The following is a 24,916-nucleotide window of genomic DNA, read 5'->3' on the forward strand; positions in this document are numbered from 1 at the left end:
TCCGTCACCCTACCTATCCGAACGGCCAGAAGCTTCCGACCGCTCGACCCCGCACATACTTTCGGCAGCACGGCGTAGCCAGCGCGACGCTTGTCTCCATCCCCCGTTCCCCCTCTCATGGCGACGCATCATCCATTGGGAGCGTGGGATGACATCAGCGGCATACCCCTTCGTCGCCCCGAGCGCCTCCCTCCTTCATCCGCGTCAGAGGAGCCGATCGTGTCGACAAGCATCATGAACCGTCCCGCCGCAGGCAATCCGACGAGCCGCGTGCAGGGCGAGAAGATCCTGCTCGAAGGCGAGGACGGCCTGTTCACCCAATCCTGGTTTCCGATCTGCCTGTCGACCGACGTGCCGGTCGGCACGGTCAAGGGCTATGGCTTCCTCGACGGCCGCATCATCGTATTCCGGGGCGAGGATGGGGTCGCCAACGTCGCCAGCGCCTTCTGCCCGCATCTGGGCGCCGACCTGCGATCGGGCGACGTCATCGGCAATACGGTCCGCTGCGCCTTCCACCACTGGAGCTATGACGGCCAGGGGCGCTGCATCGCCACCAAGATCGGCGATCCGCCGCCGCCGTCCGCCCGCCTCTACAAATTCGTCAGCCAGGAGCGATACGGCATTATCTGGGCGTTCAACGGCGACGAGCCGCATTACGACCTGCCCGACTTCCCCCATCCCGAGGAGGAACTGGTCATCCGGACGGTCGTCAACGGCGAGCCGAACGGAGTCGATCCGTGGATCCAGTGCGCCAACACGCCCGACATGCAGCACATCAAGGCGCTCCACAACATCACGTTCACCCAGGACGACCCAGAGGACATCGCCTGGACCGATCATTCGATGCTCTACAGCTTCTCGGGCATCCACACCGACGGATCGCCGGTCGACAATGTCGTCGGCATCTACGGCACGTCGCTCTACTATCAGAGCACCGACTATGCCGGCCGCTGGTTCGGCTTCCTCAACCCGATGGGGATGCCCCAGGCCGGCTTCTCCCAGAACTACATGGTCCTGGCCGCCCGTCGCGACATGGGCACGCCCGAGGAGGTCGAACGCTTCCTGGATTTCGTCGAGGCGCTCGAACGCGGCGTCGTGTCGGAGGATCTGATGGTCATGTCGTCGATCAAGTTCCGGCCGGGCACGCTGACCAGGAGCGACAAGACGCTCGCCCGCTTCTTCGACTATATGCGCGCCTATCCGCGCGCCCACCCGTCACGCGATTTCATCTGAGCGAGGAACGGCGGCAGCGACCGCCACAAAGGGGACGTGGAGAACATCATGACAGGGAAACTCAGGATCGGCCGATGGGCCATTGGAACCGCTCTATTTTCCTTCGCAACGATCGCCATGGCGCAGCAGCCGGGAACGGGCGGGCCGGCGGTCGGAGCGGATGAGGCGCCCGACCAGATCGTCGTCACCGGCCGCAAGCGCGAGGAACGACTTCAGGACGTTCCCGAGGCGATCACCGCCTTCACCTCGGCGACGATCGAGGCGGCGGCGATCGACAATATCCGCGACGTCGCGCTCAATGTTCCCAACTTCAGCATCTCGTCGGCCGAGCAGCCGGGCATCGTCCTGATCAACATCCGCGGCGTCGGCCAGGTCCGCAACGGGGAGCCGCCGATCGCGGTGGTGATCGACGGCGTCCAGCTCAACAACGTCAACCAGTTCACCCAGGACCTGTTCGACATTGAGCGGATCGAGGTGCTGAAGGGCCCACAGGGGGCTGTCTATGGCCGCAACGCGATCGCCGGCGCGCTCAACATCGTCACCCGCCAGCCCACCAACGCGCTGGAAGGGATGGTGGAGGGCACGGTTGGCACTGGGCTGGACCTGCGCGCTCGCGCCGCGATCAGCGGCCCGATCGTCGAGGACAAGTTGCTGTTCCGCTTTTCCGGGGCGGTGCGCGACTTCGACGGCGACATCAGGAACGTCACCGTCGGCCGCGACATCAACGACGACAAGTCATACAGCTTCCGCGGCAACCTGATCGCCCATCCCACCGAGGCGCTGACGATCGACATCCGCGGCTCGCGGACCGAGAACCACAGCGGCGCCGCGTGGTATTCCTTCGTGCCGCCAGGCTCGCGACGGACCGACCTGCTGCCGATCACAGCCGACATACCGGGCAAGGTCGACCGCTATCTCCACGATGCCTCGGTCAAGATCGACTATGAATTCCCGGGCGCCACGCTGACTTCGGTCAGCGCCTATACGCGGACCAAATTCTTCCTGAACGAGGATTTCGACTTCCTGCCCTTCGACTTTCTGTCGGGCACGCAAGGATTCAAATCGAACGCGTGGAGCCAGGAACTGCGGCTGACGTCCGATCCGGGCCGGTTCAACTGGATGGCGGGCGCCTATCTGATCAAGACCGACCAGAAGCTGGACAGCGTGCTGTTCGTGCGGCCGGGGGCCGGCGGGGTGCTGTTCCCCTTCCCCATCCCGGCGCCGACCATCTTCACCGCCACCCGATCGACCGATGACAATTTCGCCTACGCCTTCTTCGGGCAGGCCAATTATGGCGCGACCGATGCGCTCGATCTGTCGCTGGGGCTGCGCTACGACATCGATGAGCGCAAGCAGACCGACCGGGCGCTACCCGGCCTGCCCCGCTACGACAAGACGTTCAAGGCGTTCCAGCCCAAGCTCGCCATCACCTACAAGCTGACGCCCGACGCCAATCTCTACGCCTCGGCCGGCAAGGGCTTCCGCAGCGGCGGCTTCAACCCCAACGCCCGCATCACCCGCGTCTACAAGGCCGAGGAGAATTGGAGCTTCGAGACCGGCTTCAAGTCGACCTGGCTCGACCGCAAGCTGACCCTCAACGGTGCGCTGTTCTATACCCGGGTCAAGGACCGGCAGATCTACCTGTTCGACCAGCTCACCGGATCGCAGATCATCACCAACCCGATCCCGCGATCGCGCATCTTCGGTGCCGAGATGGAGATGACGGCGCGCCCGGCGGATGGCCTCGACATCTCGCTGTCGGGCGGTTTCCTCGACACCAAGGTCACCCGCTACGACACGACGGTGTTCGCCGGGCTGCCGGCGGCCGGAGACTTCACCGGCAACGATCTGCCGCAGGTGCCGCGCTGGTCCTATTCGGCGGCGATGCAATACCGCATCCCGCTCGGCGCCGACACCGATCTCACTCCACGCATCGAGGCGAACGGCAAGGGCGGTCATTATTATTGGGAAGTCGACAATCGCGACCGGCTGAATTTCGTCAACCTGGTCAATGCCCGACTGTCGCTGCGCACCGGCCCGGTGACGCTGACCGCCTATGTCGAGAACCTGTTCGACAAGGAATATCTGGTCGACGTCGTCGCGCAGCGCTTCAGCGGCGCCCCGCTCGGCGATTACAACCAGAGGAGCTGGGGACGGCGCTACGGCCTGACCGGCCGGTTCAACTTCTAGGCCGATGCGGGCGGCCGTCGTCACGGGGGCGTCGAGCGGCATCGGTCGCGCGACGGCCGCCCTGCTGGTCGAACGCGGCTGGCAGGTGTTCGGCTCGGTCCGCACCGAAGCGCAGGCAGAGGCGCTCAGCGCCGAGCTCGGTCCGGACCTCGTTCCGCTCCGCTTCGACCTGCGCGACGGCCCGGCGATCGCCCGGGCGGCCGAGCAGGTCGCGGCGGCGCTGGGCGCGGACCGCCTGGCGGGGCTCGTCAACAATGCCGGGCTCGCCCATTTCGGACCGCTCGCACAACAGCCGATCGAGGACTGGCAAGCGCAGATCGACGTCAACCTGACCGGTACGCTGCGCGTCGTCCAGGCCTTCCTGCCGCTGCTCGGCAGCGATCGCGCGCGAAGCGGTGCGCCGGGGCGGATCGTCACCATCTCCTCGGTCAGCGGGCGGATCACCCTGCCCTTCACCAGCGGCTATTCCGCGTCGAAACATGGGCTGGAGGCGCTGTCCGACGCGATGCGGCGCGAGCTGGCGATCTACGGGATCCGGACCATCGTCATCCAGCCCGGCGCAGTGCGGACGCCGATCTGGGACAAGATCGACCGACCGGAGGACCAACGCTTCCAGGACGGAGACTTCGGCGGACTGTTCGCACGGTTCAAGACCGCCTTCGCCGCCGCGGGCGAGGCGGCGCTGCCGCCCGAGCGCTTCGCGGCGCTCGTCCACCACGTTCTCACCGTCCGCAACCCGCGCCCACGCTATGCGCTGATGCGCGGGTGGCTGACCCACTGGACGCTGCCGCGCCTGCTGCCCGACCGGACGCTCGACCGCATCCTGGCCGGCCAGCTCGGCATTTCATGAGGATGGGAGCCGCATGATCACTGTCGAGAAGGCCACTCGCATCGCCGCCCCGGCCGACCCGCTGTGGCACCTGCTGTCGAGCCGCGAAGGGCAATGCCGGCTCGAGCGCGGCATCGTCGCATCGATCGAGTTCGAAGGCGACGGCGTGGGCATGATCCGCCACATGCGTCTCGAAGGCCATCCGCCCGAGATCGTCGTCAGGGAACGGCTCGACCTGTGTGATCCGGTCGCGCGCGAGATGCGGCTGAGCATCGTCGATACCGGCGACGTTGTGCCCTTCGCCTGCCACAGCGGCCATGCCCGCGTCATCCCCGCCGGGCCGGCGGCATCGATCCTCTATCTGCGGACCAGCTTCGTGCCGGTCGACATGGAGGACGAAGCCGCCCGCGCCATCGCCGAGCGGAACCACGACATGCTGATCGCCAACGTCCGCGCGGCGCTGGCCGAAGCCATCTAAGCGAGTTTCAGTAAGATTGAACCGTTCCCATCAATCTGAAACCGGCTCTAGGCAGGAACCTTCGCCAGCACGTCGCGGACCGCTGCCACCGCATCGGCGGCCCTGTCGCCGTCCGGGCCGCCGCCCTGCGCCATGTCGGGCCGGCCGCCGCCGCCCTGCCCGCCCAATGCCGTCACCGCGGCCTTGACGAGGTCGACCGCGCTGATCCGGTCGGTCAGGTCGCCGGTGACGCCCGCCGCAACGCTCGCCCGACCGTCGTTGACCGCGACGATTACCGACACGCCCGAGCCGAGCGTCGCCTTGGCCTCGTCGACCAGTCCACGCAGCCCCTTGGGGTCAAGCCCCTCGACGACCTGCGGCAGGAATTTCACGCCCGCCACGTCCTCGGGGCCGGCCGCCTCGGCCTTCGAACCGCCGCCCAGCGCCAGCGCCTTCTTCGCCTCGGCCAGCTCGCGTTCGAGCTTGCGGCGCTCCTCGACCAGCGCAGCGATGCGCGCGGGCACGTCGTCGGGAGCGGTCTTGAGCGCGGCAGCGGCTTCCTTGAGCTTCTCGTCGCGCTGGATCAGCCACAGGCGTGCGGCCTCGCCGGTCAGCGCCTCGATACGGCGGACGCCGCTCGACACCGCGCTTTCGGAGATGATCTTGAACAGCGCGATGTCGCCGAGCGCGGAGACATGGGTGCCGCCGCACAGCTCGACCGAATAGCTCTTCGCGCCGAGGTCGCGATCGGCCCTGCCCATCGAGAGGACGCGGACCTCGTCGCCATATTTCTCGCCGAACAGCGCCATCGCGCCGGCCTCGATCGCGGCGTCCGGGGTCATCAGCCGGGTGGTGACCTCATCATTCTCGCGGATGTGCCGGTTCACCTCGGCCTCGATCGCGGCGATGTCCTCGGGCGTCAGCGCCTTGGGGTGCGAGAAGTCGAAGCGGAAGCGATCGGCCGCGACGAGGCTGCCCTTCTGCGTCACATGGCTGCCGAGCCGGTTGCGCAGCGCCGCGTGGAGCAGGTGGGTCGCCGAATGGTTGGCGCGGATGCGGGTGCGGCGATCGCCGTCGACGATCAGGTGGAGCGCGTCGCCGGTCCGGACCGACCCGCTCACCACCTTGCCACGGTGCGCGTGCAGACGACCGAGCGGCTTGGCGGTATCCTCGACCGCTATCTCCAGGCCGTTGTCGCCAGTGATCCGGCCGGCGTCGCCCATCTGGCCGCCGCTCTCGCCGTAGAAGGGCGTCTGGTTGGTGACCAGCACCACCTCGTCGCCCGCCTTGGCTTCGGCAACGCGCTGGCCGTCCTTGACGATGGCGAGGAGCTGGCCATCGCCTTCCTCGCTGACATAGCCGGTGAACTCGGTGCCGCCGAACTCCTCGGCGATGTCGAACCAGACCTCGTCCGACGCCTTCTCGCCCGATCCCTTCCAGGCAGCGCGCGCGGCGGCCTTCTGCTCGGCCATGGCGGCGTCGAAGCCGCTCCGGTCGACGCCCAGGTCCTGCGCGCGCAGCGCGTCCTCGGTCAGGTCATAGGGGAAGCCGAAGGTGTCGTAGAGCTTGAACGCGACCGCGCCGGGCAGCACGTCGCCCGGCTTCATGCCGCCGGTCGCCTCGTCGAGCAGGCGCAGGCCGTTGGCGAGCGTCTGGCGGAAGCGGGTCTCCTCGAGCTTCAGCGTCTCCTCGATCAGCGGCTGTGCGCGGACCAGCTCGGGATAGGCGGCGCCCATCTCGGCGACGAGGCTCGGCACCAGGCGGTACATCAGCGGCTCGGCCGCGCCGAGCAGGTGCGCGTGACGCATCGCGCGGCGCATGATCCGGCGCAGGACATAACCACGCCCTTCATTGGCCGGCAGCACGCCGTCCGCGACCAGGAAGCCCGAGGCGCGCAGGTGATCGGCGATGACGCGATGCGATGCCTTGAAATCGCCATTGGTCGCGGTCCGGGTGAGCTCGCCCGAGGCGGCGATCAGCGCCTTGAAAGTGTCGGTGTCGTAATTGTCGTGGACGCCTTGCAGCACCGCGGCGATGCGCTCCAGTCCCATGCCGGTGTCGATCGACGGCCTCGGCAGGTCGATCCGGGTTTCCTTGTCGACCTGCTCATATTGCATGAATACAAGGTTCCAGATCTCGACGAACCGGTCACCGTCCTCGTCGGGGCTGCCCGGGGGGCCTCCGGGGATGTGCGCACCATGATCGTAGAAGATCTCCGAACAGGGGCCGCAGGGGCCGGTGTCACCCATCGACCAGAAATTGTCCGAGGTCGGAATGCGGATGATCCGGCTCTCGGGCATGCCGATCTTCTTCCACAGGTCGAACGCCTCGTCGTCGGTGTGGAAGACCGTGACGGTCAGCCGCTCGGCCGGGATGCCCCAGGTGCCGGTGATCAGGCTCCACGCCAGGCTGATCGCGCGTTCCTTGAAATAGTCGCCGAACGAGAAGTTGCCGAGCATCTCGAAGAAGGTGTGGTGGCGCGCGGTGTAGCCGACATTGTCGAGATCATTGTGCTTGCCGCCGGCGCGCACGCATTTCTGCGAGGAGGTCGCGGTCGAATAGGGCCGTTTTTCAAGGCCGGTAAAGACATTCTTGAACGGCACCATGCCCGCGTTGACGAACATCAGCGTGGGATCGTTGTGCGGCACCAGCGGCGCCGACGGCACCAGTTCATGCCCTTCCTTCGCGAAATGGTCGAGGAACGAGCGGCGAATGTCGTTGGTCGATGTCATGGGTGCGACTTAGGCGAGAGCAGGCCGCTTCTCAAGCGGTTCGGCGGAGAGCATGGCAGATCGTCACTGCTACGTCCTAATGCGTATGGCCGAAAGCGATGTCATCGGAGCATATGCCCTCATGATGTCTCGCTCATCCCGACGATCCGCGGCCGTCCTGCTCGGCCTGTTCTGCCTCTTCGCGGCGCAGGCCGCAACGGCTCGGTCCGACCGGCTCGCGCGCGAGGGGCACGCGCTGGCGGTGAAACGGTGCGGCGCCTGCCACGCCACTGAAATGACCGGAGCGAGCCCGCTCGCCGCGGCACCGCCCTTCCGCTCGCTCGCCTATCGCTATCCGGTCGAGACGCTCGATGAAGCGCTCGCCGAAGGGATCGTCGTCGGCCATCCGGACATGCCGTCCGATCCATGGGAACCGGCCGACATCAAGCGCTTCATCGCCTATCTGGAAAAGATCGGACCGAAGCCCGCGAAAACGCGCTGAACGCGAGGTCAGGCATAGGCGTAGGGCCCGCCCTTCTCCAAAGCCCTCTGGTAGGCGGGACGGGCATGGATACGGCCGAGCCAGGCGAGGATCGACGGGCGGCGGCCGTCGAGCTTGAGGCGCTGGCGGCCGGCTTCGAGCGGGAAGCTCATCATGACGTCGGCGGCGCTGAACTCGGCGCCGGCGAACCAGGGACGCCGGCTCAATTCGCCCTCGACATAGTCTATATGGGTCATAGCCATGCGGGTGACGAAGCCCCTCGCGGGCCATCCGAGGGGCCCCATCTTGCCGATCACCAGCGACAGCAACAATGGCGGCATCAGCGAACCTTCGGCATAATCGAGGAAGTAGCGCCAGCGCAGCGCCCCATCGGGGTCTTCGGGTGGGCCGAGCCCGCCGCCCGAGAGCGCCACCAGATATTCGAGGATCGTCGCGGTCTCGGCGACGATGCGCCCGTCATGTTCGACGACGGGCGACTTGCCGAGCGGATGGACTTGCTTGAGCGCAGGAGGCGCGAGCATCGTCCTGGGATCGCGTTCGTAGCGGCGGACCTCATAGGGAAGGCCCAGTTCCTCGAGCATCCAGAGGACACGCTGCGACCGCGAATTTTCGAGATGATGGACGATCATCACCATGGGCAGCCTCCCGCGAGACGGCCCGGCTCGCCGATCAGCCCGGCTCGTTCACATAGACGGCGAGTTCGTTACCCGAAGGCTCGCGGAAGTGGAAGCGGCGGCCACCTGGGAAGGCGAAGATCGGGCGGCTGACCACCCCGCCCGCCGCCTCGACCGAGGCCAGCGCGGCTTCGAGATCATCTGTCTCGATCACCGCGAGCGGCGCGGCCGTGGCGTCGCCCGCGTCGCCATTGAGCCCGATGTCGCTGCCGGCCTGCCCGGTCGTAGCAGCATAGTCGGGGCCGAAGGCGGTCAGCGACCAACCGAACGCCTTTTCGAAGAAGGCCTTCGACGCGGCCGTGTCGCCGACCGGAAGCTCGACATAGTTGAGACGCGCGGTCATGGTCCTCGTTTCCCGATATTCGTCATCCCGGCGAAAGCCGGGATCTCCATGCCTGTTCCATCGTCACCGCCTGCGGCACGAAGGAAAGGGAGATTCCAGCTTTCGCTGGAATGACGAGAGGATGGTGCGGATGGGGAAGGCTCTCCGCCTCTCCCTTGCCTCAGATGTCGTCCTCCTCGGACGGACCCGCCATCAGCGCCTCGCCGACGCCGTCGGCATTGCCACGGATCGCGGCTTCGAGCTTGGCGGCGACCTCGGGATTCTCGCGCAGATAGACCTTCGAATTCTCGCGGCCCTGGCCGATGCGGATCGAATCATAGCTGAACCAGGCGCCCGACTTCTCGACCAGCCCGGCCTTGACGCCGAGGTCGAGCAGCTCGCCGACCTTCGACACGCCTTCGCCATACATGATGTCGAACTCGACCTGCTTGAACGGCGGCGCGACCTTGTTCTTGACGACCTTCACACGGGTGGCGTTGCCGACCACCTCGTCGCGGTCCTTGATCGCGCCGGTGCGACGAATGTCGAGTCGGACCGACGCGTAGAATTTCAGCGCGTTGCCGCCGGTCGTCGTCTCCGGCGAGCCGTACATCACGCCGATCTTCATGCGGATCTGGTTGATGAAGATGACAAGGCACTTCGACCGGCTGATCGAGCCGGTGATCTTGCGCAGCGCCTGGCTCATCAGCCGGGCCTGGAGGCCGACATGGCTGTCGCCCATCTCACCCTCGATCTCGGCGCGAGGAACCAGCGCCGCGACCGAGTCGATCACCAGCACGTCGATCGCGTTCGAACGGACCAGCGTATCGGCGATCTCCAGCGCCTGCTCGCCGGTGTCGGGCTGCGAGACGATCAATTCATCGATGTCGACGCCGAGCTTCTTGGCATAGACCGGGTCGAGCGCATGCTCGGCATCGACAAAGGCCGCGGTGCCGCCCGCCTTCTGCGCCTCGGCGATCGCGTGGAGCGCCAGCGTGGTCTTGCCCGAGCTTTCCGGCCCGAACACCTCGACGATGCGGCCCTTGGGCAGGCCGCCGATGCCGAGAGCGATGTCGAGCCCGAGCGACCCGGTCGAGATCGCCTCGACCTGCATCGTCTCACGGCTGCCGAGCTTCATCGCCGAGCCCTTGCCGAAGGCGCGATCGATTTGCGCCAATGCGGCTTCAAGGGCCTTCTGCCTGTCCATATTCGCTGCTTCCCTTTCGGATCCGATGAGCTTCAACTGTGCCGACATGTGCGTCACTCCCTCGTAGATCGGGTGGCCCGAAACCTCAAACCGGAAACGCATGTACCCCGAATGTTCCATTGGAACAAGAGGAGAACTTAACTTTCTGTCATCCCCGAGATGCCGGCCTCCGCCGGCATGACGAAATCGAGAGGATGTTCGGCGATTATTCCGCCACCGCCTCGCCGCGCGCATGGTCGGCAAGCGCCTCCCGCGCGGCCTGGCCGATCTGCTGGACCGAGAAGGGCTTGGGCAGGAAACCGATATTATCGAGGTCGATCGAGCGGCGGAGCTGTTCCTCTGCATAGCCCGACATGAAGATGATCGGCAGGTCGGGCCGCTTCTCGCGCGCGGCGCGGGCCATGGAGGGGCCGTCCATCGTCGGCATCACCACGTCGGAGATGACGAGGTCGATCGGCTCCTCGGCGCTTTCCAGCATCTCCAGCCCCTCCTCGCCATTGGTGGCGGTGAGTATCTTGTAGCCTTGCCGCGCCAGCGCCCGTTCGGCGACGGCGCGCACCATCGCCTCGTCCTCGACCAGCAGGATGGTACCGGTGCCCCACAGCTCGGTACTCGCCTCCTTGGCCGGCGCCCGGGCGGCAGCGGCTGTGGCGGGCGCCTCGTGGACGGGCAGGTAGATGACGAAGCTCGTCCCCACCCCCACCTCGCTCTCGGCAAAGATGAAGCCGCCGGTCTGCTTGACGATGCCGTACACGGTCGACAGACCGAGGCCGGTCCCCTTGCCCACCTCCTTGGTGGTGAAGAAGGGCTCGAAGATCTTGTTGAGGTTCTCGGCGGAGATGCCGCTGCCGGTGTCGGTCACCTTCATCGCGGTATATTCGGTCACCGGCATGATCTCGATGCCGAGCCGGCGGACGTCGGCCTGCGACACGGCATAGGTCTGGATCGTCAGCGTGCCACCGTCGGGCATCGCATCGCGGGCGTTGACCGCAAGGTTGACGATCACTTGCTCGAGTTGCCCCGGATCGGCGCGGACGGTGCCCAGGTTGCGGCCATGGCTGACCTCGAGCCGGACGGTTTCGCCCAGCAGCCGGTTGAGCAGGTTCGAAATCTCCGAGATGACGTCGGGAATCTGCAGGATCTGCGGACGCAGCGTCTGCTGCCGCGAGAAGGCGAGCAGCTGGCGGGTCAGCGCTGCCGCGCGATTCGAATTATGCTTGATCTGCTGAATGTCGTCATAGTCGCTGTCGCCAGGGATGTGGCGCATCGTCATCAGGTCGCAATGGCCGATGATCGCGGTCAGGATATTGTTGAAGTCGTGGGCGACGCCACCGGCGAGCTGCCCGACCGCCTGCATCTTCATCGCCTGGGCGACCTGCCGCTTGAGCCGCGACTCCTCGCTGTTGTCCTTGAGGCTGAGCAGCACCGACGCCTTGCCGAGCCCCTTGGCCGCGGCGATGGTCAGCGAGACGTTTTCCTCGGGCCGTTCCTTGAGCCGCACCGACAGGTCGCTCGCCGATCCGCGCCCAGCGGAGAAGCGCCGCACCGCATCGGATACGGCAGCCTTGTCCTCCTCGACGACGAGGTCGCTGGGATAGACGATCGTCGCCTCCGGCCCCAGCCCGGCGGCGCGGCGGAACGAGCTGTTCATGAACAGGACGCGGCCGTCGCGCTCGGCCACGGCCAGGCCGATCGGCAGCATGCCGAGCAGCGCGTGGAGATCGCCGGTCGCCACCGCCCGCGCCTCGGCGCCATGGCCGGTCGGCTCGTCGAGCAGCAGGAACAACGTGGCGTCGGCCCCGCCCTGATTGTCGAGCGGTATCTGGATCAGGCGGACCGGATCGGCCGTGGCGGGATCGGCGGCAAGCCGGATCATGTCGCCGTCGCTGCGCAGCAGTTCGGCGAAGGCCCAGCCCGCGCTCGGCGCATCGGCCGAACCCAGCGCGCGTTGCAGGAATACCCGGTTGGCGACCAGGCCGATGCCGTTGCCGTCGACCAGCGCGGCCATCACCCCGGCGCTGCCGATCCGCCGGCCGATTTCACTGCCCAGCATCCGCATGACGTCGCCCAGCCCGTCGAACTCGCTCGACCGGTGGAAGCGCCAGACGAGGTGATCGTCGCCATTGCCGGCACGTCGCACGACGACATCGATCAGGCCGCGGTCGGTGGACAGCCGGGCGAGCTGGGCGAGACCGTCGCGCCGCGCCGCCAGCGCCGCCGAGGAAAGCTGCATCCTCGCGGCCGCGTCCAGCGGCAGGCCGGGCGGCGTCGGCAGCCCGCCGAACCAGGTCTCATATTGGCGGTTGGCGCAGAGCAACTCGCCGCCCGGCCCGGTGATCGCCACCCCGGACGCCGAATCCTCGATCGTACCCAGCAGCAATTCCGTGTCGAGCAGCCGTTCGGGCCGGCTGTGGATTCGCGCGCGGAGCATCGCCACCAGCAGGATCATGCCGATCCCCAGGCAGAAGGCGAGCATGAACAGGCCGGCGACCAGCAGGTTGTCGGTCGCGCCCCAGATCATCCCCGTCATCCCGATCGAGGCGATGAAGGCGAGCACCGCGAGCAGCAGGTTGAGCGCGAAGCGGCCCGAGCTCGCGGAGATCGGGGCGGCGGAAAACAGCGTGGCCATCCGCGCTTGATCTCCGCCGCCCGTGCTTTCGTCAAGCGGGACGCCCTACCAGATGTGCAGGCGATCCGCCGGTGCGAGGTACATCTTCTCACCGGCCTTCACATCATAGGCCTCGTAGAAGGGATCGAGGTTGCGCACGACCCAGGTGCGCTGGATCGAAGGCGAGTGCGGATCGGTCAGCAACCGCTGCCGCAGATTGGCCTCGCGATAGTTGCGGCGCCACACCTGCGCCCAGCCCAGATAGAAGCGCTGGTCGCTGGTGAAGCCGTCGATCACCGGCGCCTTCCGCCCCTTCAGCGCCATCTGATAGGCCTCATAGGCCACGGTCAGTCCGGCGAGGTCGGCGATGTTCTCGCCCTGGGTCAGTGCGCCCTGGATGTGCAGCCCGGGCAGCGGCTCATAGGCGTCATATTGCCTGACGATCCGGCCGGTCAGCACGCCGAAGCGCTTGACGTCGTCGGCGGTCCACCAGTCTGACAGCCGGCCGTGCATGTCGTACTTGGCGCCCTGGTCGTCGAAATGATGGCTGATCTCGTGCCCGATCACCGCGCCGATCCCGCCATAGTTGATCGCCGGGTCGGCATGCGGATCGAAGAAGGGCGGCTGCAGGATCGCCGCCGGGAAGACGATCTCGTTCATGCTGAAATTGGCGTAGGCGTTGATCTCCATCGGGGTCATTCCCCATTCGGTGCGGTCGATCGGCTTGCCTAGCTTGTTCAGGTTGCGCTGCCATTCGAAGGCGTTGGCCCGCAGCACGTTGCCCAGCAGATCGCCGCGCCGGATCTCCAGCGCCGAATAGTCGCGCCACTTGCTCGGATAGCCGATCTTCGGGGTGAAGGCCGCCAGCTTTGCCCGCGCCTTCACCTTGGTCCCGGGCGCCATCCAGCTCAACCCGTCGATCCGCCGCCCCATCGCCGCGATCACGTTGCGGACCAGTTCGTCGGCCGCGGCCTTGGTCTCGGGGGTGAAATAGAGCTTCACATATTCCTGGCCAAGATCCTCGCCGACCTGCTCCTTGATCAGGGTGACGCCGCGCTTCCAGCGCTCGGCATTCTGCGGCGTCCCCGACAGCACCGTCTGGTTGAACGCGAACTCCGCCTCGACGAACGGCTTCGACAGATAGGGCGCCTCGGCGTTGATCGCCGCCAGCAGCAGATAGTCCTTGAGCACCTCGACCGGCGCCGCCGCGATCGCCTTGGCCATGCCGGCGAAGGCGCTGGGCTGGCCGACCAGATAATCGGTCTGGCCGTCGAGACCCGCCGCCTTCAGATAGGCGTCCCAGTCGAAACCGGGCGCGTTCTTCGCGAAATCGCCGCGCCCCCATTTGTTATAGGTCTTGGTGCTGTCGCGCGAATCGACGCGGGTCCACTGGACCTTGGCCAGTTCGGTTTCGAAGGCGAGGATCGCCGCCGCCCGCTCGTCGGCGCGCGGCTCGCCCGCCAGGGTCAGGAGCTGCGCGACATAAGCCTGGTAGGCGGTACGGGTCTTCGCCATCTCGGCATCGGATTTCAGGTAATAATCGCGGTCGGGCAGCCCGAGCCCGCCCTGCCGCAGGATCGCGATATAGCTCTCGGGATTCTTGTCGTCCTGGTCGACGAAGGAACGGAACGGCGTCCGGATGCCGAGCCGCAGATACTCGCCCATCTTCGCCGCGACAGCGGGACGCCCATCGAGCGCCTTGACGGCATCGAGCAACGGCCGGAGCGGAGCGATGCCGGCGGCGTCGACCGCCGCCTCGTCCATGAAGCTGGCGTAGAAGTCGCCGATCCGGGTGCCGGGCGTCTTGGCGATCCGTTCGAGAATGTCGTGGCTGCGCGCCATCGACAGCTCGTCGAGCACGGTGAACATGCCGAAGTTCGACCGATCGGCGGGGATCGGCGTGTTCTTCGCCCAGTTGCCATTGGCATAGGCGTAGAAATCGTCGCCGGGGTGGACGTTGCGGTCCATGCCCGCGAGGTCGAAGCCGAAATCGCCATAGGTCGGCTTGGCCGCAGCCTTCGCCGGCGCGGCGCGCGCGGCATCGCCGGCGCTCGGCGTGCCCACGGGCACGAGCATGCTGCTCGCCGCGAGAGCGATTAGGAAAGTCTTCATGGGAACCTCGGTGTATGATCTGACTATGACGGCCGGCTTACCATCGGCCTTGTCAGGATCAACCCCGCTCTTCCCCCGCACGCTCCGCGCGATGCCGCTCTCGCAGGTTCCATTTGTGGGAAACCCAGGCCCGCCAGATGCAGCCCGACAGCAGATAGCCGACCACTGCGGTGATTACCGATATGACGAACAGCCCTACGACCAGCGCCGGCGCCGCAGCGGAGGCGAGCCACGCAGCCCATTCGGCCAGGGTCGCGCCCTGATTGATCATCGTCATCACGGTGCCGACGTCGACTGCCGAATGGATGAAGCGATTGCCGACGATGATCGAGAGATAGAGAATGAACGGGGTCGTCGCGGGGTTGCTTAGGAAGGTCATCGCCACTGCGATCGGCACATTGGCCCGGCACGGCAGCGCGAGTAGCGCGGCGCCGATGATCTGCAGGCCGGGAATCATGAGGAAGATGCCGACGATCAGGCCCAGGGCGACGCCGCGCGGGACGGAACGCCGGGTAAAGCGCCACAGCGCCGGCTCCAGCACGCGATGGGCGAAAGGCCGCAGCCAGCGCACCTCCTCCAGCGATTCGCGGGTCGGGGCATTCTTGCGCCACCATCTGCCGATGCTGTCGAACATCCGCGCCGGGCTCAGCCGCGATCGCGCAGCAGCCGCTGCTGCTCGCGCTTCCAGTCGCGTTCCTTCTCGGTATCGCGCTTGTCGTGCAGCTTCTTGCCCTTGGCCAGCGCCAGCTCGACCTTCGCCCGGCCGCGCCCGTTGAAATAGATCGACAGCGGGATCAACGTCATCCCCTCGCGGGAGACGGCGTTGCGCATCTTGTCGATCTCGCGCGCATGGAGCAGCAGCTTGCGAGGCCGTTTCGGCTCATGGTTGAAGCGGTTGCCATGGCTGAACTCGGGCACGTTCGAATTGACCAGCCAAACCTGATCGTCCTTCACCTCGGCATAGCTTTCGGCGATCGACCCCTCGCCGAAACGCAGCGACTTCACCTCGGTACCGGTCAGGGCGATGCCGGCCTCGAAGAACTGCTCGAGGAAATAATCGAAGCGCGCCCGCCGGTTCTCGGCGACCACCTTCTTCTTCTCGAACTCTGCGGGACGCGGGCGGGCCATGGACTCAACTTAACGCAAAAGGATCGATTTCGTCTCCCGGCAAAGGGAGACGGTCGGAGATTCAGGCGATGCCGGCGTGCGCCAGCGCCGCGTCGACCGCGCTTCGGCTCGCTTCCGAAGGCCAGGTCATCGGCAACCGCAGGTCCGCCGGGAAATCCCGGTAGGTGCGGGTCAGGGCATATTTGACCGGGCCCGGTGAAGCGTCGCTGAACAGCGCGGCATGGAGCGGAAACAGCCTGTCCTGCAGCGCTAGAGCATCCGCCCAGCGGCCATCGGCGCAGGCCTTCTGGAACTGCGCGCACAGGCCGGGGGCGACATTGGCGGTGACCGAGATACAGCCGACCCCGCCCATCGCCATGAAGCCGAGCGCCATGTCGTCATTGCCCGAGAGCTGGCAGAAGTCGGGGCCGCAATGGAGCCGCTGCGCCGAGACGCGCTCGACCTTGCCGCTCGCGTCCTTGACTCCGACGATCGTCTTGATCCCGGCCAGCTTGCCCAGCGTTTCGGGCAGGATGTCGGTCACGGTGCGCGCCGGCACGTTGTAGACGATGATAGGCAGGCTGCAATTGTCGGCCAGGTGACGAAAATGGGCGATCAGCCCGTCCTGGTTCGGGCGGTTGTAGTAAGGCAACACGACCAGCGCCGCATCGGCCCCCGCCGTCTGCGCCGCCTTCATATGCTCGAGCGCGACCGCAGTGTCGTTCGAGCCGCAGCCGGCGATCACCGGCACTCGGCCCTTCGCCTGCTCGATGCAGACGCGCACGACATGGTTGTGCTCCTCGATCGACATGGTCGCGCTTTCGCCCGTGGTGCCACAGGGCACGAGCGCGCTCGATCCTTCCGCGATTTGCCAGTCGACAAAGCCGCGGAACAGTTTTTCGTCGAACGCCCCGTTGCGAAACGGCGTCACCAGGGCAGGTATCGACCCACTGAACATCACGCTCTCCCTTCACCTCGGGCGTCGGCCGCGCCATAATGGCGCAATGAAGCTCGTCCGAGAAACGAATGCGCCCAATAGGTTCGGCTACCCTTACCTGTCCAGCCGCTCCCGCCGTCTTTTTACCGGTCTCGCCCTTCTCGCCTCGACCGCGGCGATCGCCGCGACCGTCGCGCCCGAGCCCGCCCCGACGCCGGCTGTCCAGTCGCCCGCGCCCGGCGCCCCGGCCTGGCGCAGCGACGTGCTGCAAGGTGTCATCGGCGAATGGCGGCGGCTGCAGCAGAGCGATTCGCTCCCGTTCCAGGACTATGCGGCCTTCCTGATCGCGCATCCCGGCTGGCCGGGCGAGAGCGCCATGCGCCGCGCGGCGGAGCGGCGGATAGATCCCAACAACTATGACCGCGGGCTCGTCGTCACCTTCTTCACCCGATTCCCACCGCTGACCGCCGCCGGCCAGACCCGCTATGCCGAGGCGCTCGCCGCCACCGGCCGCATGGCCGAGGCACGCAGCAACGCCGCCGCCGCCTGGACGACCAAGGGCCTGAGCCAGGACGACGAGGCACGCCTCCTCGCCCGCTTCGGCTCTAGCATGACCCTCGCCGACCACGATCGGCGGATGGAACGGCTGCTGCTCGACCGGTCGACGACCGCGGCCGGTCGCCAGCTCGTCAACGTCTCGCCGGCCAGGCGGGCGCTTTACGCGGCGCGGCTCGCCCTGCTGCGAAACGATTCCGATGTCGACGCGCGGATCGCGGCGGCGGGCGATGCGGTCAACCATGACCCGGGCTATATGATCGAGCGCGCCCGTTATCTACGCGATCGCGGCGACAGCATGGGCGCTCGAATCTGGCTCGGCCAGTCGCGCGACCTCTCCGGCCCGCCATTCGACACCGCGGCCTTCCTCGACGAGCTGCTGAGCTTCGCCCGCGCCGCCAATGCCGACAAGCAATATGATCTGGCGCTGGCGATCGCGAAACATGCGGAGCAGGCCTTTCCGCCCGGAACGCGCATCCGCGACCGCCCGTTCGCCGAGCGCGACGACTATACCAGCCTGATGTGGCTGGCGGGCACCGCCGCCCTCCAGAAGCTGGGCCGTTACGACGACGCGGTGACGATGTTCGACCGCTATTCGCGCGCCGCGCAGACGCCGGGAACGCAGACCAAGGGCTGGTACTGGGCGGGGCGGGCCGCCGAGCGCGGCAACAAGCCCGACTGGGCGAAGAGCTACCTGAACCAGGCGGCCGTCCATATCGACCAGTTCTATGGCCAGCTCGCCGCCGAACGGCTGGGCCGCGATCTCGTCATCCCGCCCGAGCCGCCGCGCAATCTGGTCCCGCCCACCGAACGCGCCTCGTTCGAAGCGAGCGAGGTGGTCCGCGCCGCCCGCCTGCTCGGCCAATCCGGTCAATGGCAAGACCAGACCGCCTTCATCCGTCTGATCGCCGCCAATGCGAAGACCGACAGCGACCACATCCTCGCCGGGGAACTCGCCAAGTCGATGAACCGCCCCGACCTCGGCGTAATGGTCTCGCGGGCCGCGCGAACCAGCGGCACGCCCGATCCGCTGCGGATCGGTTTTCCCGAGGTGCCGGTGCCGCCGGCGATGAACGGCCATTGGACGCTGATCCACGCGATCAGCCGCCAGGAGAGCCAGTTCGACCGCCAGGCGACGAGCCGCACCGGCGCCCGCGGACTGATGCAGCTCATGCCGGCGACGGCGCGCGAGCAGGCGGGCAAGCTCGGTCTCGCCTACGACCCGGCCCGGCTCGCCGATATCGACTACAACGTCATGCTCGGATCGGCCTTCTTCGACCGGATGCTGACCTATTATGGCGGCAACTACGTCCTCGCCGTCGCCAGCTACAATGCCGGCCCCGGCAATGTGAACAAGTTCATCAAGGCCAATGGCGATCCCCGAATGCCGGGTGTCGACGTCGTCGACTGGATCGAGGCGATCCCCTTCGCCGAGACGCGCGGCTATGTGCAGAAGGTGCTCGAGAACGCCGTCGTCTACGACCTGCTCAATCCCTCCCGCGCGCGAAGCGCGACGAAGAACCGCCTGTCCTCCTATCTCGGCAAGGTGAAGCCGGGCTGAAACAATATGTCATGCCGGCGGGACGGCCTCCATCGGCATGACGAATAATTTCGATAAAACAACGACCTGCGTTACGACGGAACGCCGACCGGCCCGCCGCGTTAAGTTCAGCACGGGGAGCCGTCCGGCAGCATATCGCCCTTCCCTTCGCAAAGCCCCTTGTGCAGCGCAGCGAAGCGTTGCACCATCGGCATGTCGATCAGGACAGACGGAGCGCTATGGCAGGGGCAGACGCTTTCGACGAGATCCGAGGCAAGCCGGGCGACCCGGTTGGACGGCCCGAGTTCGCGCAGCTTCTCGACTGGATGGAAACCACCCCGCCCGCCGAGCTCGATCGGCGGCAGAAGGCCGCAGAGGCCGCCTTCCGACAATTGGGCATCACCTTCGCCGTCTATGGCGAGGAGGAGTCGGCCGAGCGGATCATCCCGTTCGACATCGTTCCCCGCATCTTCACCGCGCGCGAATGGGCCAGCCTTTCCGAGGGTCTCGTGCAGCGGGTCGAGGCGATCAACGCCTTCCTCGCCGACATCTACGGCCCGCGCCGCATCCTCGCCGACGGCGTCCTTCCCGAGGAGCTGGTCCTCGCCAATCCGCAGTTCCGACCGGTGCTCGCGGGGGCGAAGCCGCCGCACGGAGTGTTCGCCCATATCTGCGGCATCGACCTGGTGCGCACCGGACCCGACGAATTCTGGGTATTGGAGGACAATGCCCGTACGCCGTCGGGCGTCTCCTACATGCTCGAGAATCGCGAAGCGATGCTGCGGCTGTGCCCTGAGCTGTTCGAGCAGTTCGATGTCGCTCCGATCGATTCCTATCCGGACGCGCTGCTGGAGACGCTCCAGTCGGTGTCACCGCGCGGCCGGGGCGCCGATGCGACCTGCGTTCTGCTCACCCCCGGCCACTTCAACTCGGCCTTCTACGAGCACAGCTTCCTGGCCGATTCGATGGGGATCGAACTGGTCGAGGCCGCCGACCTCGAAGTCGACGACGACAAGGTCTGGATGCGGACGATCGAGGGACGCGTCCAGGTCGACGTGATCTATCGCCGGATCGACGACGACTATCTCGATCCGCTGGTGTTCCGCCCGGATTCGCTGCTCGGCGTTCCCGGCATCGTCGCCGCCTACATGGCCGGCAACGTCGCGCTGGTGAATGCGCCGGGCACCGGTATCGCCGACGACAAGGCGATCTACAGCTACATGCCCGAGATCGTGAAATATTATTCGGGCGGCGACGCGAAGCTCCCCAATGTCGAGACCTATCGCTGCCGCGAGCCGCAGGCGTTGCGCTACACGCTCGACAATCTCGACAAGCTCGTGGTCAAGCTGGTCGACGGATCGGGCGGTTATGGCATGCTCGTCGGCCCGACCGCGACGAGGGCGCAGATCGAGGAGTTCCGTGCCGCCTTGATCGCCGAGCCCCACCGCTACATCGCCCAGCCAACCCTCGCCTTGTCGACGGTGCCCACCCTGACCGAGAAGGGCATAGCACCACGCCACGTCGATTTCCGGCCGTTCGTCCTGTCGGGCGGCAAGGGCGTGACGATCACCCCGGGCGGGCTCACTCGCGTCGCGCTGCGCGAAGGATCGCTCGTGGTCAATTCGAGCCAGGGCGGCGGCACCAAGGACAGCCTGATCCTCACCGGGCAGGAGGAGCGCGCCTGATGCTGTCGCGCACCGCCAACTCGCTCTACTGGATCGGCCGCTATGTCGAACGGGCCGAGTTCACCGCCCGCTTGATCGAGGCGACGATCCGGCTCGACGCGCTCTCCGCCCGCCCCGCCGGCCAGGGCGCATGGGACAGCGCGCTGCTCGTCGCCGCGGCCGACTACGACTTCGGCCTGACCGGCGAGACGCGCTCACCGCTGGCGATCAGCCGCTACCTGACTCTGGCCGCTGCCAACCCCAATTCGATACGCTCGTGCCTCGACGCGGCGCGCAGCAACGCCAAGTCGGTACGCACCGCACTCAGCCGCGACGCCTGGGAGGCGATCAACCGCGCCTGGCTAGGGCTTCGCGGCCGCGCATCGACCGGGGGAAGCCAGACCACGCTTAGCCTGGTGGAGCAGATCCGCGCCGAGACTCGCGGCTTCGAAGGGGCGCTGCACCGGATGCTGCGCAACGAGGCATACAGCTTCCTCGGCCTCGGCGCGGCGATGGAGCGCGCCGACAACACCGCGCGACTGATCGACGTCAAATATCACCTGCTGCTGCCGGAGGGCGAGAAAGTCGGTGGCCTGATCGACCGCGACCAGTGGACGACGATCCTCCATACCGTTTCGGCCAACACCGCCTATCGCTGGCTCTACAGCGAGGGGCTCAAGCCGTGGCTTGTCGCCGAACTGCTGTGCCTGAAGCCCGAACTGCCGCGCTCGCTGATCGCCTCGTCGGAAGAGGTGATCATGCACCTCAATGCGATCGGCAAGCGCACCGGCCTGCAGGGCGAGGCGGACCGATTGTCCCGCCTGCGCCACAACGCGCTCGAGCGGACGACGATCGATGCCATTTTCGCTCAGGGTTTGCACGAATGGCTGACCGGCTTCATCTATGAGAATACTCGTATCCACCAGGCCATAGGCCAGCAATTCCGGTTCGGATGAGATGCGGCTCCTGATCCAGCACGAGACCGAATATCACTATACCGAGCCGCAGGCGCGGGTGGTCCAGCTGCTGCGGATGACGCCGTCGAGCCATATCGGCCAGAACATCGTCGACTGGCGGATCGACGTTGACTGCGATGCGCGGTTGAAGCAGTCGACCGATGGTTTCGGCAACATCGTCTCGATGCTCTACCTGGCCGGGCCGGTCGAGCGGATCGGCCTCAGGGTGACGGGCGAGGTGCTGACCGAGGATCGGGCGGGCGCCGTCTCGGGCGCGATCGATCCCCTGCCCCCCGCCGTCTATAGGCGCGCCACCGAGCTGACCGGCCCGTGCGAAGCGCTGCTCGACCTGCTTCGCGACCATGAAGGGGCGAAGGGCGACGCGCTCAGCCGCATTCATGGCCTCAACAGCGCGGTTTGTCGGCTGTTTCCCTGCAAGGAGCATCGCAGTACCGACGTCCGTTCGGTCGGCGAGGTGTTGGAGGCGCGATCGGGCTGCAGCATGGACATGGCCCATGTGCTGATCGCGGCGGCGCGTGCCGACGGCTTTCCCGCTCGCTTCGTGACCGGCTATATCTATCGTGAGGACCCCGATTGCGGCCATCGCGAGGCGCCGCATTTCTGGGCCGAGATCGATGTGCCCGAATATGGCTGGATCGGCTTCGATCCTGCTAACGACATGTGTCCGAACGACCATTATGTCCGCGTCGCCCAGGGCCTCGATTTCCGCGACGCCGCGCCGATCTCGGGCGCGCGTGTCGGCGGCGGGCACGAGGTGCTGGCGATCGGCGTCGACGTCAGCCTGTCACAGGAACAATATCAGGCCTGATCGTCCGGCCGCCAGTGGACGGCGGGCCGCAGCGCACCTATTTGTGGGCCACACAGGCTGGATGTGATCATTTTATGAAGCTGGTTCGGGGGCTCTGGAAACTGCTCGTCGGGATCAAGGACGGGCTCGTCCTGATCGCGATGCTGATCTTCTTCGGGACGCTGTTCCTGGCCCTGTCGTTCAAGCCCAACAGCGCGCTGCCCACGTCCGGCGCTTTGGTGATCGATCTGGACGGCACGTTGGTCGAGCAGCCGGCCGAGACCGATCCGCTGACGCTTCTGGCCGGCAATGGCGGCATCGCGCGCGAAACGCGGCTGCGCGATCTCGAACGGTCGTTGCAGGCCGCAGCCGCCTCCAACGGCATCAAGGCGATCGTGCTCGATCTCGACGGCTTCGTCGGCGGCGAGCAGGCGACGATCGCCGCGGCCGGCCGCGCGCTCGACAAGGTGCGTGCGGCGGGCAAGCCGATCCTTGCTTATGCGACCGGCTATGGCGACGACGGCTACCAGCTCGCCTCCCACGCCACCGAGGTCTGGCTCAACCCGCTCGGCGGCGTCATCCTCACCGGGCCGGGCGGATCGCGCCTCTATTACAAGGGGCTGATGGACCGCCTCGGCATCACGGCGAAGATCTATCGGGTCGGCGCGTTCAAGTCGGCGGTCGAGCCCTATATGCGGTCCGACCAGTCGCCCGAGGCGCGCGAGGCCAACCAGGCGCTCGCCAATGCGCTGTGGTCGACCTGGACGGCCGAGGTCGGCAAGGCCCGGCCAAAGGCGAAGCTCGCCGCCTATGTCGCCCGGCCGACCGCGATCATCGGCGAGGCGGGAGGCCGGATGTCGCAGGCGGCTCTCGAAGCGGGCCTCGTCGACCGGCTCGGCGACCGCAACGCCTTCGACTCGCGGGTCGCGGCGATCGCCGGTTCAGCCGGCGGCTCCAGCCTCAACGGCTTCAAGGCGATCCCGCTTGATCGCTGGGCGAGCGCGCATCCCGAAAAATCGGGCGGAACGCCGATCGGCGTGCTGACCGTCGCGGGCGATATCGTCGACGGCGACGCCCCGCCGGGAGCGGCCGGCGGCACCACCATATCGGACCTGCTGCTCGACGAGCTGGGCCGCAAGCGGATCAAGGCGCTGGTCGTCCGGATCGACTCCCCCGGCGGATCGGTCACGGGCGCGGAGACGATCCGTTCGGCGATCCTCCAGGCCAAGGGACTCGGCCTGCCCGTCGTCGTCTCGATGGGCGGCCTCGCCGCCAGCGGCGGCTACTGGATCTCGACGCCCGCGGACCGGATCATCGCCGATCCGGCGACGATCACCGGATCGATCGGCGTGTTCGGCATCCTGCCGACCTTCCAGGGATCGCTCGCCAAGCTCGGCCTGTCGGCGGACGGCGTGAAGACGACGCCGCTGTCGGGCGAGCCCGACGTCTTCCGCGGCACGTCGCCGCAGTTCGACGCGATGATGCAGGGCTCGATCGAGGATGTGTACCGGCGCTTCACCGGGCTGGTCGCCCAGTCACGCAAGCTGCCGATCGAGCGCGTCCGCGAGATCGCCGAGGGCCGCGTCTGGGCCGGCGCCACGGCCCGCCAGATCGGGCTGGTCGACGGCTTCGGATCGGTCGACGACGCCATCGCCGAAGCCGCGAAGCTGGCCAAGCTCGACCCCGCCAAGGTCCGCCCGCTCTATATCGAGAAGCCGCTGAATCCGTGGAAGGAGATGATCCGCTCGCTGCTCGATCCCGACGAGGAGAATAGCGAGGTCCATGGCCGCACCTTCTGGGGCGTCGTCGCCAACGGCCCGGACCAGGCGCTGGTCGCCGCGCTCGCCAACGCCCAGCGCGTGCTGGCCGGACCGGCGATCCAGGTCCGCTGCCTCGAATGCGCTACTGCCGCGACACCGCCCCGTCCGGCCGACATCCGCGCCGCGCGCAGCCTGATCGCATGGGCGGTCCGCTGAGGATCCGCGCGGCGCTTCCCGCCGACGCGGAGGCGATCGCCGCGATCTACGCCCATTATGTCCTGACCGGGCCGATCACCTTCGAGATCGATCCACCATCGGTGGTGGAGATGGCGCGGCGCATCGCCGATATCCTGCCGCATCATCCCTATCTCGTCGCGGAGCAGATGGCGGGCATCGTCGGCTATGCCTATGCGACCCGGGTCTATGAGCGCGCCGCCTATCGCTGGGCGGTCGAGGCGACGGTCTATGTCGCCCCCGACAGCCATCGCCGCGGGATCGGCGCCGCGCTCTACGAGGCCCTGATCGCCCGCCTGCGCGAGCAGGGCTTCCGGACGGTGATCGGCAAGATCACCCTCCCCAATCCCGCCAGCGTGCGCCTGCACGAAAGCTTCGGCTTCAAGCGCGCTGGCGTGCTCGCCAGGATCGGGTTCAAGCAGGATAGCTGGCATGATGTCGGCATCTACCAGCTCGACCTGGGCGGGCATCCCGTCCCGCCGCCCGAGCCCCGCCCGTTCCTCGGCTGAG

The 24,916-nt window shown here is 66.9% G+C and carries 20 protein-coding genes; 11 read left to right on the plus strand and 9 right to left on the minus strand.

What is annotated here, in order from left to right; translation table 11 throughout:
• Positions 1 to 219 precede the first annotated feature (219 nt).
• From B5X82_RS17475 to B5X82_RS17490, 4 genes are all read left to right on the plus strand, one after another.
• Positions 220 to 1,233 (plus strand): Rieske (2Fe-2S) protein, encoded by a 1,014-nt coding sequence (locus tag B5X82_RS17475; RefSeq protein ID WP_235862717.1) that lies wholly within the window; start codon positions 220 to 222, stop codon positions 1,231 to 1,233.
• Between the two features lie 117 nt (positions 1,234 to 1,350).
• The gene (locus B5X82_RS17480) at positions 1,351 to 3,423 is read left to right on the plus strand and encodes a TonB-dependent receptor (RefSeq protein ID WP_079649465.1); all 2,073 of its coding nucleotides are present in this window, start codon (positions 1,351 to 1,353) and stop codon (positions 3,421 to 3,423) included.
• Between the two features lie 4 nt (positions 3,424 to 3,427).
• Entirely contained in the window at positions 3,428 to 4,273 is an 846-nt protein-coding gene (locus tag B5X82_RS17485) for an SDR family oxidoreductase (protein WP_079649466.1), read from the plus strand.
• Positions 4,274 to 4,286: 13 nt separating this feature from the next.
• On the plus strand, positions 4,287 to 4,730 hold the full coding sequence (locus B5X82_RS17490) for an SRPBCC family protein (protein WP_079649467.1): 444 nt from the start codon (positions 4,287 to 4,289) through the stop codon (positions 4,728 to 4,730).
• Positions 4,731 to 4,777: 47 nt separating this feature from the next.
• Here B5X82_RS17490 and alaS read toward each other — a convergent pair whose 3' ends face one another.
• The gene (gene alaS, locus B5X82_RS17495; protein WP_079649468.1) at positions 4,778 to 7,441 is read right to left on the minus strand and encodes an alanine--tRNA ligase; all 2,664 of its coding nucleotides are present in this window, start codon (positions 7,439 to 7,441) and stop codon (positions 4,778 to 4,780) included.
• Between the two features lie 121 nt (positions 7,442 to 7,562).
• On the opposite strand from alaS, the gene B5X82_RS17500 reads away from it, so the two are divergent.
• Entirely contained in the window at positions 7,563 to 7,922 is a 360-nt protein-coding gene (locus B5X82_RS17500; RefSeq protein WP_079649590.1) for a c-type cytochrome, read from the plus strand.
• 8 nt (positions 7,923 to 7,930) lie between these two features.
• On the opposite strand, the gene B5X82_RS17505 is transcribed toward B5X82_RS17500, so the two are convergent.
• The 8 genes from B5X82_RS17505 to dapA form a co-directional block, all read right to left on the minus strand.
• The gene (locus B5X82_RS17505) at positions 7,931 to 8,557 is read right to left on the minus strand and encodes a glutathione S-transferase family protein (RefSeq protein WP_079649469.1); all 627 of its coding nucleotides are present in this window, start codon (positions 8,555 to 8,557) and stop codon (positions 7,931 to 7,933) included.
• Positions 8,558 to 8,591: 34 nt separating this feature from the next.
• Positions 8,592 to 8,939, minus strand: coding sequence for a VOC family protein (locus B5X82_RS17510; protein ID WP_079649470.1), 348 nt, complete (start codon positions 8,937 to 8,939; stop codon positions 8,592 to 8,594).
• 160 nt (positions 8,940 to 9,099) lie between these two features.
• Positions 9,100 to 10,173 carry a recombinase RecA gene (gene recA / locus B5X82_RS17515; RefSeq protein WP_079649591.1) on the minus strand — a complete coding sequence of 358 codons (1,074 nt, stop codon included), beginning with the start codon at positions 10,171 to 10,173 and terminating at the stop codon, positions 9,100 to 9,102.
• 157 nt (positions 10,174 to 10,330) lie between these two features.
• Positions 10,331 to 12,754, minus strand: a complete 2,424-nt coding sequence (locus tag B5X82_RS17520; protein WP_079649471.1) for a hybrid sensor histidine kinase/response regulator — start codon at positions 12,752 to 12,754, stop codon at positions 10,331 to 10,333.
• A 45-nt stretch (positions 12,755 to 12,799) separates the two neighbouring features.
• Entirely contained in the window at positions 12,800 to 14,845 is a 2,046-nt protein-coding gene (locus B5X82_RS17525; protein WP_079649472.1) for a M13 family metallopeptidase, read from the minus strand.
• Positions 14,846 to 14,903: 58 nt separating this feature from the next.
• Positions 14,904 to 15,479: a DUF2062 domain-containing protein gene (locus tag B5X82_RS17530; protein ID WP_079649473.1), complete on the minus strand. Its 576-nt coding sequence runs from the start codon at positions 15,477 to 15,479 to the stop codon at positions 14,904 to 14,906.
• An 11-nt stretch (positions 15,480 to 15,490) separates the two neighbouring features.
• Positions 15,491 to 15,973 (minus strand): SsrA-binding protein SmpB, encoded by a 483-nt coding sequence (smpB, locus tag B5X82_RS17535; protein ID WP_079649474.1) that lies wholly within the window; start codon positions 15,971 to 15,973, stop codon positions 15,491 to 15,493.
• Between the two features lie 61 nt (positions 15,974 to 16,034).
• The gene (dapA, locus tag B5X82_RS17540; RefSeq protein WP_079649475.1) at positions 16,035 to 16,910 is read right to left on the minus strand and encodes a 4-hydroxy-tetrahydrodipicolinate synthase; all 876 of its coding nucleotides are present in this window, start codon (positions 16,908 to 16,910) and stop codon (positions 16,035 to 16,037) included.
• A gap of 46 nt (positions 16,911 to 16,956) precedes the next feature.
• Between dapA and B5X82_RS17545 the strand changes: the two genes are divergently transcribed.
• The 6 genes from B5X82_RS17545 (at position 16,957) to B5X82_RS17570 (ending at position 24,915) form a co-directional block, all read left to right on the plus strand.
• Positions 16,957 to 19,005, plus strand: a complete 2,049-nt coding sequence (locus B5X82_RS17545; RefSeq protein ID WP_079649476.1) for a lytic transglycosylase domain-containing protein — start codon at positions 16,957 to 16,959, stop codon at positions 19,003 to 19,005.
• 218 nt (positions 19,006 to 19,223) lie between these two features.
• Positions 19,224 to 20,669 carry a circularly permuted type 2 ATP-grasp protein gene (locus B5X82_RS17550; RefSeq protein ID WP_079649477.1) on the plus strand — a complete coding sequence of 482 codons (1,446 nt, stop codon included), beginning with the start codon at positions 19,224 to 19,226 and terminating at the stop codon, positions 20,667 to 20,669.
• Positions 20,669 to 21,604, plus strand: coding sequence for an alpha-E domain-containing protein (locus B5X82_RS17555; RefSeq protein ID WP_079649478.1), 936 nt, complete (start codon positions 20,669 to 20,671; stop codon positions 21,602 to 21,604). The genes B5X82_RS17550 and B5X82_RS17555 overlap by 1 nt, the downstream gene beginning before the upstream one ends.
• A gap of 1 nt (position 21,605) precedes the next feature.
• On the plus strand, positions 21,606 to 22,433 hold the full coding sequence (locus tag B5X82_RS17560) for a transglutaminase family protein (protein ID WP_079649479.1): 828 nt from the start codon (positions 21,606 to 21,608) through the stop codon (positions 22,431 to 22,433).
• A gap of 74 nt (positions 22,434 to 22,507) precedes the next feature.
• On the plus strand, positions 22,508 to 24,388 hold the full coding sequence (gene sppA, locus B5X82_RS17565; protein ID WP_079649480.1) for a signal peptide peptidase SppA: 1,881 nt from the start codon (positions 22,508 to 22,510) through the stop codon (positions 24,386 to 24,388).
• On the plus strand, positions 24,373 to 24,915 hold the full coding sequence (locus B5X82_RS17570) for a GNAT family N-acetyltransferase (RefSeq protein ID WP_223811313.1): 543 nt from the start codon (positions 24,373 to 24,375) through the stop codon (positions 24,913 to 24,915). The genes sppA and B5X82_RS17570 overlap by 16 nt, the downstream gene beginning before the upstream one ends.
• The last annotated feature ends 1 nt before the right edge of the window (position 24,916 follow it).

The sequence above is a fragment of the Rhizorhabdus histidinilytica genome (assembly GCF_900167915.1).
Lineage (GTDB): Bacteria > Pseudomonadota > Alphaproteobacteria > Sphingomonadales > Sphingomonadaceae > Rhizorhabdus > Rhizorhabdus histidinilytica.